Source organism: Kribbella sp. CCNWLW201, assembly GCF_037203805.1.
Lineage (GTDB): Bacteria > Actinomycetota > Actinomycetes > Propionibacteriales > Kribbellaceae > Kribbella.
The window spans coordinates 169,683-179,701 of record NZ_JBBCBQ010000014.1; the positions used below are offsets into that span (position 1 = coordinate 169,683).

Here is a 10,019-nt window from a genome sequence, read left to right on the forward strand (position 1 = left end):
GGAGAAAGCTGGGGGTCAGCCGACGACGCGCTGGACCTTGCCGGCCTTGATGCAGGACGTGCAGACCTTCATGCGGGTCGGGGTGCCCTTGATGAGCGCCCGGACCGGCTGGATGTTGGGGTTGAACCGCCGGGGCGTACGAGCCTTGACCCGGCGGATCATCGCACCCTTACCCAGGCGGGCAACGCTGTTGCCGAACGTCGGCTGCTTGCCGCAGACATCGCACTTCTTAGACATGATTCTCCGTGTTCAGGGTCGTGACACCGACAGACCATGTTACATGTGTGTCGGCGCCCCACCAATTCGGCATACAGGCTTGATCACTCAGTGAGCCAGGCCACTTCCTCGTCGGTCAGGTCCACCGACAACCCGGGCAGTGAGGTCCGGGTCTCGCTGATGTACCGGGGCCCGATCAGCGGGAACACCGGGTACGGCTGGTGCAGCAGCCAGGCCAGTGCGATCGCGGTCGGCTCGACTCCCTTCGCGGCGGCGAGTTCGCGGGCCCGGTCCAGCCGGCGGAAGTTCTCGTCGGAGTAGAAGCAGCGGACCAGTTCCTCGTCCGAGCGATCCTCCGGCGTGGCCCGTCCGGTGAAGAACCCGCGTGCCTGGCTGGACCACGGGAACAGTGCGACCTGGCGTTCCCTCAGCCACGCCTGCGACTCGTCGTCGGCGACGTGCCGGCAACCCTTCCACGGTACGTCGTACGCCCGGGCGAGGCTGAGGTGGTTGCTCAGCAGCGTGAACGGCTGCTTGCCGGTCGCCTCGGCGTACGCGTTGGCCTCGTCGAAGCGGGCGGTGGACCAGTTGGAGCCGCCGTACGCCTTGATCCGACCGGCCTTGTAGTGCTGGTCCAGTACGTCGACGAACTCGCTGACCGGGATCTCTTCGTTGTCCCGGTGCATCAGGTAGAGGTCGACGTGGTCGGTCTGCAGCCGCTCGAGGCTCTCGGTGAGCTGCCGGGTGATGGATTCGGGGTCGCAGTGCGGGGTGTGCGCACCCTTGCCGATGACAACGACCTCGTCGCGGTTGCCGCGGGAGGTCATCCACTGTCCGAGCAGCTTCTCGCCGCGTCCGCCGCCGTAGATGTAGGCGGTGTCGAACGTCGTACCGCCGCGCTCGACGAAGTCGTCGAACATGACGGCGGCCTTGGTCAGGGTCTCCTGGTTGTCCACGCCCATCACGAGCCTGGACACGTCCTTGTCCAGCCCCGGGACGCGCGCGTACTTCATCGGTGCGTCGGTACGGCGTCGCAGCGGCCGGCCGGTCGCGGTCGGGATGACGGCGTCGTCCCGCTCGCTGGCGTACTGCTGCCCGATCGCCTTGCGCCAGGCGTCCAGCACGGTCAGGTTGCCGAGGGTGTCGGCCCAGCTCATCTCGGGTGCCTGCCGCTGCTCGATCGCGGCCGCGACCGCGTCGGCCTCGGCGGCGTAGATGAGGGCCGGTTCCGCGGAGATGTCCCGCGGCTCCTCCCCCACTTTGTGCAGAGTGACGTGGGTCGGCTTGCCGTCGCCGCCGAACCACGGGTCCTCGACGACGAGGTAGCCCTCGCTGCCGTAGATGCGGACCTGGTTGTCGTCGCTGAGCCGTACGCCGGTGCTGACCTGGGCGGTCACGCCGCCGTCGAAGAACAGCGTCGCGACGGACCATTCGTCGGCTCCGGTCTCGCCGACGTGGCCGACCGCGGTCACCGCAGCCGGGTCGGCGAACGGCTGCCCGGTCGCGGCTCCGGCGATCAGCCGCGCGATCGACACGGGGTAGCCGCCGACGTCGAGGATGCCGCCGCCGGCCAGGTCGTCGGCGAAGATCCGGCTCTCCGGCCGGTACGACGAGGCGAACGCGAAGGTGGCCTGGATCTGGTGGACAGTGCCGAGCTCGCCGTCGCGGACGAGCTGGGCGATCAGCTTGGTCTGCGGCAGGCAGCGATACATGTACGCCTCCATCAGGAAGACGTCATTGGCGACCGCGGCCTCGATCATCGCCTCGGCCCAGGCCTTGTTGATCGCGAGTGGCTTCTCGCAGAGGACGTGCTTGCCGGCTTCGGCGGTCTTGATCGCCCATTCGACGTGCATCGGGTGCGGGGTCGCGATGTACACCGCGTCCACGTCCGGGTCGGCGAGCAAGTCGTCGTACGAACCGTGCCGGTTGGCGATGTCCCACTTGTCGGCGAAGCTGTTGGCGGATTCGATCGACCGGCTGCCGACGGCGACGACCTCACCGGTCGCCGACGTCGGCACCTGGCTGGCGAACCGGGACGCGATGTTCCCGGTGCCGATGATTCCCCAGCGGATGGTGGTTTGAGGGGCAGTCAAGAGGGTGGTGTCCCGTCTCAGTCGTTTGTTAGTTGTCAGGTCAGAATTTCATGGCTCCGGCCGCCAGGTCGGCGATGAAGTGTCGCCCGCCGATCAGGAAGACCCCGATCAAGGGGATCACGCTCATCAGGGCTCCCGCCATCACCATGGAGTAATCGGTGCCGTAGATCCCGTTGAGCTGGTCGAGGGCGACCTGAAGGGTGAGCCGGTTGGGGTCTGTCATCACGATCAACGGCCAGAGGTAGTCGTTCCAGACGTTGATGAAGGTGAAGATGCCGAGGAACGCCAGGCCGGGCCGCAGGACCGGCAGGCCGACGGTGAGGTACTGCCGGAAGAAGCCGGCCCCGTCGACCTTGGCGGCGGCGACGAGTTCGTCGGGGATGGCGCCGCGGGCATACTGGCGCATCCAGAAGATGCCGAACGCGTTCGCCGCGCCCGGGATGACGAGTGCCTTCAGCGACCCGATCCAGCCGAACTCGGCCAGGGTGACGAACTGCGGCACCAGGGAGAGCTGGGTCGGGATCATGAAGGTCGCCAGGAGTACAGCGAAGAGCGCGTTCCGGCCGGGGAACTCGTACTTGGCGAACGCGAACGCGGCCAGCGAGTCGAAGAACAGCACCAGGACGGTCACGCTGAGCGAGGCGATCAGGGTGAGCAGCATCGATCCGAAGAAGTCGATGTTGTCGAGCACCTTGCCCATGTTCTCGAACAGGTGCGAGCCGATCACCAGTTTCGGCGGGTAGGCGAAGATGTCCGGGGTGGTGTTGGAGGCCATCACCACCATCCAGTAGAAGGGGAAGAGCGAGACGAGGACGCCGAGCATCAAGACGGCGTGACCGACGAGGTTTCTGATCCGCTCAATGGACATCGGCAGCCTCCTTCTGGGCGGCGATCTTGCGTTGGGCCCGGCGGGCGGCCCGTTTGGTGATGCGTTCGTCGTCGTTGCCGCCGATCAGCCGCCAGTTGATGATGCTGAACAGCACGATCAGGATGAACAGGGCCCAGCCGATCGCGGCGCCGTACCCGAACTGGTTCTTGATGAACGCGCTCTGGTACAGGTACGACACGATCGTCAGGCCGGCGTCGCCGGGACCGCCGATGTTGTTGGTGTCGCCGAACAGCACCCGGGACTCGGTGAAGATCTGCAGTCCGCCGATGGTCGAGGTGACCGCGGTGAACAGGATGACCGGTCGCAGCATCGGCACGGTGATCCGCCAGAACGTCTGCCGCGGACTGGCGCCGTCCACTTTGGCGGCCTCGTAGACGTCGGCCGAGATGGCCTGCAGGCCGGCCAGGAAGATGATCGCGTTGTAGCCGACCCAGCGCCAGGTGACGATGGTGGCGATCGCGATCTTGATCCCCCACGGCTGGGTGAGCCACTCGACCTTGCCGAGGCCGATCGACTGCAGGAACGCGTTCAGCAGGCCGAAGTTGTTGCTGAAGATCGAGCCGAACACCAGGGTGATCGCGACCACCGAGGTGACGTTGGGGATGAAGTAGGCGATCCGGTAGAAGCTGCGGAACCGGGTCGCGTTGTGCAGCGCGTTGGCGATCACCAGCGCCAGCAGCAGCATCGGCACGGTCGACAGCACCCAGATGATCAGCGTGTTGCCGATCGTCTGCCAGAACTTGGGGTCGCTGAGCAGGTAGTCGTACTGCTCGAGCCCGACCCATTTCATCGGCCCGATCCCGTCCCAGGAGTGGAACGAGATCCAGATCGAGAACAGCACCGGGAACGCGCCGAAGATCGCGAACAGGATGAAGAACGGCGAGATCGCGACGTACTGCGGGAACGCCTGGCGGATGCGGCCCGGTGGTTTGCTCTGCGGCTCGGTCGTCGTACCGGCCGTCGTGGTGGGGAGTGGCTTGCTGGTCACGGCCATCTCAGATCGCCCCCGCTCGGGTGAGTTCGCGTTCGATCTGGGTCTGTGCGTCGTTCCAGGCCTGGTCGGGGTTCTTGCCGGCGGTCTCGATGTTGACCAGTTCGGCGCCGATCGGCGTACCGATGATGCTGTCGTACGGCGAGAAGTAGGCGCCCGGGTACTTCTTGGCCGAGGCCGCGAAGACGTCGACGATCCGCTGACCGCCGAAGAACGGGTCCGGCGCCGCGAGTCGCGGGTCGGTGTAGCTGGCCGGGGTGGACGGGAACAGGACCGGATCGAGAAACGCCTGAGCCTGGTTCTTCGCCGTCTCCAGCCAGCTGATGAAGGCGAACGCGGCCTCGGGGTTCTTGCAGTACTTCGTGATGCCCAGGAACGACCCGCCACGGTTGCCGGGTCCACCAGGAGCCGCCGTCACCCGCCAGAGTCCCTTCGTCTTGGGAGCCGCGTTCTTCGGGCCGAGCTGGGCCCACCAGACGGCCGCGTTGAAGGCCACCAGCTTGCCGTTGGTGACGACGGCGTCCTCGTCGGTGGACCCGTTCTGCGCGTTCGCGGACAGGCCCTCCTTGACCACGCGCACCGCGAGGTCGAACGCGGTGCGGATGTGGTCCTGGTCGCCGATGTACTGCCCTTCCGGCGTCATCCACCGCTTCGACTGCTGGGCCAGCGCGTAGTCGAAGATGCCCTGGATGTTGTTGGTGATGGCCGAGCCGGGCACCGCCGCCTTGAGCTTCTTGCCGAGCTCGATGTAGGCGTCCCAGGTCGGCGCCAGCTCGGCGACCGCGGCGGGATCGGTGTCGATACCGGCCTTGGTGAAGATGTCCGTCCGGTAGAACAGCGCGGTCGGGCCGGTGTCCATCGGGTACGCCATCATCTTGTCCTCGGGCGTGATCCCGAGCTTCCACTTCCAGGGCAGGAAGTCTTTCTCGAAGTCGTTCGCGCCGAGGGTCTTGAGGTCGATGAACTGGTCGGCGTTCGGGAAGTAGGTCGCGACGTCGTCGTTGATGGCGACGATGTCGGGAACCAGCGACTTACCGGCCAGCGCGGTCAGCACCTTGGTCTTGTAGTTCGAGCCGATCCGGGTCATCGCGAGTTTCATGCTGTCGAACCCGGGGATCGCCTTCTCCGCCTGGCCGATCAGGTCGTCGTTCACCGAACCGGTCCAGGTCCACATACTGAGCTCGTTCGATCCACCGAGCGAACTTCGCGATCCGCAGCCGGTGAGGCCGGCCGCGGCCGCGGCACCACCCGCGCCGAGCGCCAGGAACTTCCTTCTGCTCACTGTCATATGCCTCACCTGGAACTTTCTTTGTTCATTTCCGCCGGAAGTTGTCCAGAATTGTTCAGGCACCGACAAGGTAAGCGCATACCGACTGAACCGGTCAAGGGCCCATCCGAGCGGCTGACAGGATGGCGGCATGATCTCCGCCGTACTCTTCGACGCCGACGGCGTCATCCAGCGCCCGACCATCGACTGGTGGTCCCGGCTGACCTCGTTCGCCCCCGCCGGCCAGGGCGAGGCGTTCATCGCCGACCTGATGGCGGCCGAGAAGCCGGCCCTAGTCGGCAAGGGCGACTTCCGGGACGCGGTCGCGGAGGTGCTGCGTCGCTGGCAGTTGGACCTGCAGCTGGAAGATGCGTTGGAGCCGTGGAACTGGTTCGCCGCCGAGCCAGCGGTGGTGGAACTCATTCAGGCGCTGCGGGCGGACGGCATCGGGTGCCACCTCGCCACCAACCAGCAGGCCTACCGGCGCGCGATCATGCAAGATGAGCGCGGGTACGGCGAGTGGTTCGACCAGACCTTCTACTCCTGCGATCTCGGGCTGGCCAAGCCTGATCCGGCGTACTTCCGGGCCATCCTCGGCTCGATCGACGTACCCGCGTCCTCGGTGCTCTTCATCGACGACAACGAAAGCAACGTGGCGGGTGCTTTGAGCGTCGGCCTGCAGGCGGCGGTCTACGACCTGTCGTCCGGTGTGGACGCGCTGATTGGCCTGCTTCGCCGGTACGAACTCTTGTGATGCGGGAGTTGATGTGGCATCGTCGCCGGGCAGATGACAACGTAGGACAGTCACCAGCCGCTCCTGGAGGCACCGCATGTCCGATCGACGACGTCTTACCCGTCTTCCCCGCCTTACGCGCCGCCAGGCTCTCGGCCTGACCGCTGGACTGGGCCTGGGTTCCCTCGCTCCGTCCTTCACGCTCCCCGCTGCTGCGGCTGTTTCGTCGTACCCGAAAGGGCAGCGGCCGCGGGTGCTGAACGTTCTGGCCGAGGACGCGCTGAGCCCGGCGGAGCGCACGCTCGCCACCACGCTGCAAGGCCTCCTGGCCCGCCGCGGCAGCGAAACGCTGTACCTGAACATCCCTTCGCTCGGCTACCAGATCTGGCTCGACGACCTCGTCTCCCGGTACGGCGTCCGCACGCGTCCCGGGGACCTGTGGAAAACCGTCAGCCAGTCGCGCGTGGCCGGATATGTTCTCTTTCGAACGGGCACTCCGTCGGTCAACGTGGCGACCACCCTCGCCGGCCTGACGGGTGCCGTGGCTGTCGAGGAGAGCTTGGAGGCACTCGCGATCCGGAACGGATTGCGCAAGGTCCTGGATGTGCGGGACAAGGACGACCGCTGGGTGATGGACAACTACTGGCCACAGTTGCGGCACGACGTCGCGATCGAGCAGAGAGGAGATTGGCCGGAACGACTGCGGGACTACGTCACGATGGCGGGGACGCTCGCCTTCTTCGACGGCAACTCGGCCTTCCGCGCCGAGGTGGTCGACGCGCTCGACGACGACGCGACGGTGATCGGCTGGGGCGATGCCTCCGATGGCGAGGACAAGTTCATCGGCCCCAACTCCGACGCCGGCGTGAAGGCGATTCCGGCCGACCATGCCCGCAATCTGTCCGTCCTGTCCGGCGTGTCCGAGGACCGGTTGAGCCAGCGCGGAGGGGGTGGGGGGAGGGCCCTCGAACCGGATCCCAATGCTCACTACGTCACGTTCCTGATCACCGATGGCGACAACATCCAATGGATGCTCGGCGACTTCCCGACCGACCAGCGCTGGTTCGGCAGTCCACAGCGCGGCAAGGTCGAGCTCGGATGGGGCATCTCACCGTCGCTGATCGATCTGGCCCCTTCGGTGATGCGCTGGTACTACGACCAATCGGTGAAGGATCGTTGGGTCGTCGGGCCATCCGGCGGCGGCTACATGTACCCGAGCCGCTACCCCGCAGCCGCGCTCGATAAGCACACTGCTTCGCTGGCGACCTCGATGGCACGCGCGGATCTGTCAGCGGTGCAGATCATCGACTTCGACTCCTTCCAGGACAAGCGCCTCTGGTCGTCGTACCTCAAGCACCCACAGATCGACGGCCTCATCTACCTCGAGTACTCGCGCTACGACACCCACAAGGGCAAGGTCGTCTGGTCCGAGGACAAGCCGGTCATCTCGGCCCGGACAATGTTGTGGGACGGCCTGCCGGGCGCCGACGAAGCCTCGGTGACGACAGAGCTCAACACGGCGACGCGCAACCCGTTCTCGACAGCCGGCTACTCGGTCGTCCTCTGGCATGCCTGGAGTAAGTCGGTCGACAGCGTGATGACGGTCGTCAACGGGCTCGCGCCGCACGTGAAGGTCATCCCGCCCGACTCGTTGGTCAAGATGGTTGGCAAGTACGCCAAGCACTAGGCGAGCTTCGTTCCGTCTGGTCGCGGCCGTGCACCGCGACCAGACGGGACGTGGGTCAGAGTTCGCGGTAGTAGACAGCGACCGGGAGTTGGACGCAGCCGAGGCTTTCGTAAAGGGCCCGGGCAGGCGCGTGGAACTCGTCGCCGCCGGTGCCGATCTCTACGACTTCCGCGCCGCACTGTCGCATCGCATCGAATGCGTGCTCGCACAGTGCGGTGCCCACGATGCCTCGGCGATGATCGGCCGGGACAGCCAGGATGACGATGCTGCCGTTGCGGCGTATGGGATCGATGCTCCAGGCAACGTATCCGGCGATGGTGCCGTCGGTCTCGGCTACTGCGACGTAGTTGTGCTGCGTGGGGTCGTGGAGTTCGGCGACCTGCTTGCGGTAATCGTCCCGCCAGTTGCCGTGCTGGTTGGCGAAGATCGTTTCACCCACGAGCGGGCGGAAGGAATCCTCGTAGAACGGCCGGAACGTCTCGATGGTCAACTCGGTGAGCCGAACGAGGTCAGGTTGAACGTACGAACGAATGAGCATGAAGTGTGCCTCTCGCACTGAAGGGGAATCGGGCAGACGCCTGACCCGCTGACAGCTGCGATGCAGCGGCGGGTCACCTTCAGCGGCGGATACGCCAGGCGGCGAAGCACTCCATGCACGCGATGCTACTTCACTCTCCCCCGCACAGGCCTCGCGATCTAGCTCCCTGTGCCGGCATGGACGATTCGGCAGCCGCCATCGGCCGAGCGATCGACGCCCAAGCACACATGAAGGTCGCGCAGGGCAGGGATCCAAGACGCCAGCGCGAGGGCACGCTACCGAATGAAGTGAGCCCAGATCGCCGGCGTGCAGGCTGGCGCACCTCGAGCCGGTCATCCGTCGGGTTGTGGTTTGGGTGCTCGGTGGGTGCCGGTGGGGTCGACGTGGAAGGTGAAGCCGTGGGGGGTGGTCCATTCCAGGGTGGTGGGGTTGAGGCGGTGTACCTTCCAGTGGCCGTGGGTCTTGACCCGGTGCGGGAACCGGCGCAGGGGTGCGAGGTTGGCGGGGGTGGTTTGGCCTGGTGGACCGAGCGGGTCATAGGCCTCGATGTGGTCCAGGTCCATCGCGGCGTGGGTTTCGCGGGTGCCGTACGGGAACAACTCGACGGGGTGCAGGAGCTTGACGCGTTCGCGGATCCGGTCGGGGATCTCGTAGGCGTCGACGCTGACCGCGTCGTGCAGGTCGATCACCGGCTTGACCGTGTACGGGCCATGACCGACCAGCTCACGCAGCTGCGAGGCCAGCAGCGGACCGAGGTCTTCGGCCCGCAGCACCCCGGTGCCGGTGGTCAGGGTGTGGTCGGTCAGGTGCACATAGATCTCGGTCTGCCCCGGCCGCACCGCCCGGCCCGTGGCCGGGTGGGTGTGCGCGGCGTGCCGGACCTGTGCGAGCCGGGCCTCCAGCGCACGCCGTGCCGCAGCATCGAGCACCTCACCGTCGCCGCAGCCGTCGTCGTCCGGGTCGAGCCGCAGACCGGGATCGAACGGCTCGACCACCTCCTTGAACGGCACATCCAGCGGGTCGGGCAGATCAGTGTCGCCGGGGTACGGCGCGTCCCGGTCCGCCTCATCATCCACGCCAGGCTCCACCCAGCCACCCAACAGATCCTCATCACCCGACCAGGCACCGTGATCCTCGCGGCCCCGCACACGCCAACCGAACTCAACACCGCGGTCACCGCCGCGCCCCGGCCCGGCGGTCGACGCCTTCTCCCGAGCAGAGGCCGGGTCGGCGGTCGACACTTTGCCGCTGTCGGGCACCCGGACAGAGGTCGGCCCGCTGTCGGGCATCCGGGCAGAGGTCGGCGTGCCGTCGCGTTCGGCAGTGGGGGCTGCGCCTTGACCGGTGGCCGCGTCGACCGTCGCAGCGGAGTCTCGGCCGGTCGCTGCGTCGGCAGTTGAGGGTGTGGCTAGACCGTCGGTCGGTTCGGCGGTTGGGGCGGCGTCCTGGTTGGTGGCTGGGGTGGCTGGTTGGACGGCGCTGTCCGGGGCGGAATCGCTTGTGGTGGGAGGCGGTGCGGGTGGGGTGTTGCGGAGGTGTTCGTGGGCCTGGTGGAGGAGTTCTTCGGTGTAGCGGGGGTCGGCGATGATGCCGACCGCGTCGGCG

General features: G+C 66.5%; 8 protein-coding genes and 1 pseudogene. 2 read left to right on the forward strand and 7 right to left on the reverse strand.

Translation table 11 applies throughout. The features are described 5' to 3' along the window. Positions 1-15: 15 nt before the first annotated feature. The 5 genes from rpmB to V9K99_RS39220 all read right to left on the reverse strand — a co-directional run bounded on the left by rpmB (position 16) and on the right by V9K99_RS39220 (position 5,477). On the reverse strand, positions 16-237 hold the full coding sequence (gene rpmB / locus V9K99_RS39200; RefSeq protein WP_132153237.1) for a 50S ribosomal protein L28: 222 nt from the start codon (positions 235-237) through the stop codon (positions 16-18). Positions 238-320: 83 nt separating this feature from the next. Next, entirely contained in the window at positions 321-2,309 is a 1,989-nt protein-coding gene (locus tag V9K99_RS39205; protein WP_337008342.1) for an aldo/keto reductase, read from the reverse strand. 40 nt (positions 2,310-2,349) lie between these two features. After that, positions 2,350-3,177, reverse strand: coding sequence for a carbohydrate ABC transporter permease (locus V9K99_RS39210; RefSeq protein ID WP_337008340.1), 828 nt, complete (start codon positions 3,175-3,177; stop codon positions 2,350-2,352). Beyond that, positions 3,167-4,192, reverse strand: a complete 1,026-nt coding sequence (locus tag V9K99_RS39215) for a carbohydrate ABC transporter permease (RefSeq protein WP_337008338.1) — start codon at positions 4,190-4,192, stop codon at positions 3,167-3,169. The genes V9K99_RS39210 and V9K99_RS39215 overlap by 11 nt, the downstream gene beginning before the upstream one ends. 1 nt (position 4,193) lies before the next feature. Beyond that, a complete protein-coding gene (locus tag V9K99_RS39220) occupies positions 4,194-5,477 on the reverse strand; it encodes an ABC transporter substrate-binding protein (protein WP_337008336.1) in 1,284 nt (427 codons plus the stop codon). Between the two features lie 130 nt (positions 5,478-5,607). Between V9K99_RS39220 and V9K99_RS39225 the strand changes: the two genes are divergently transcribed. Then, positions 5,608-6,210 carry an HAD family hydrolase gene (locus V9K99_RS39225; RefSeq protein WP_337008334.1) on the forward strand — a complete coding sequence of 201 codons (603 nt, stop codon included), beginning with the start codon at positions 5,608-5,610 and terminating at the stop codon, positions 6,208-6,210. Between the two features lie 76 nt (positions 6,211-6,286). Continuing rightward, positions 6,287-7,876, forward strand: coding sequence for a GxGYxYP domain-containing protein (locus tag V9K99_RS39230; RefSeq protein WP_337008333.1), 1,590 nt, complete (start codon positions 6,287-6,289; stop codon positions 7,874-7,876). Positions 7,877-7,931: 55 nt separating this feature from the next. On the opposite strand, the gene V9K99_RS39235 is transcribed toward V9K99_RS39230, so the two are convergent. Together V9K99_RS39235 and V9K99_RS39240 are read right to left on the reverse strand one after the other, a co-directional pair. Then, complete coding sequence (locus V9K99_RS39235; protein ID WP_337008331.1) at positions 7,932-8,366, reverse strand: GNAT family N-acetyltransferase; 435 nt, start codon at positions 8,364-8,366, stop codon at positions 7,932-7,934. 380 nt (positions 8,367-8,746) lie between these two features. Then, a pseudogene (locus V9K99_RS39240) lies at positions 8,747-10,019 on the reverse strand (hypothetical protein); the annotation flags it as partial.

What these genes read in the sequence shown, in the direction of transcription:
- rpmB (WP_132153237.1), bottom strand. Translation starts at nt 237, where the DNA reads ATGTCTAAGAAGTGCGATGTCTGCGGCAAGCAGCCGACGTTCGGCAAC.
- V9K99_RS39210 (WP_337008340.1), bottom strand. Translation starts at nt 3,177, where the DNA reads ATGTCCATTGAGCGGATCAGAAACCTCGTCGGTCACGCCGTCTTGATG.
- V9K99_RS39215 (WP_337008338.1), bottom strand. Translation starts at nt 4,192, where the DNA reads ATGGCCGTGACCAGCAAGCCACTCCCCACCACGACGGCCGGTACGACG.
- V9K99_RS39220 (WP_337008336.1), bottom strand. Translation starts at nt 5,477, where the DNA reads ATGACAGTGAGCAGAAGGAAGTTCCTGGCGCTCGGCGCGGGTGGTGCC.
- V9K99_RS39225 (WP_337008334.1), top strand. Translation starts at nt 5,608, where the DNA reads ATGATCTCCGCCGTACTCTTCGACGCCGACGGCGTCATCCAGCGCCCG.
- V9K99_RS39230 (WP_337008333.1), top strand. Translation starts at nt 6,287, where the DNA reads ATGTCCGATCGACGACGTCTTACCCGTCTTCCCCGCCTTACGCGCCGC.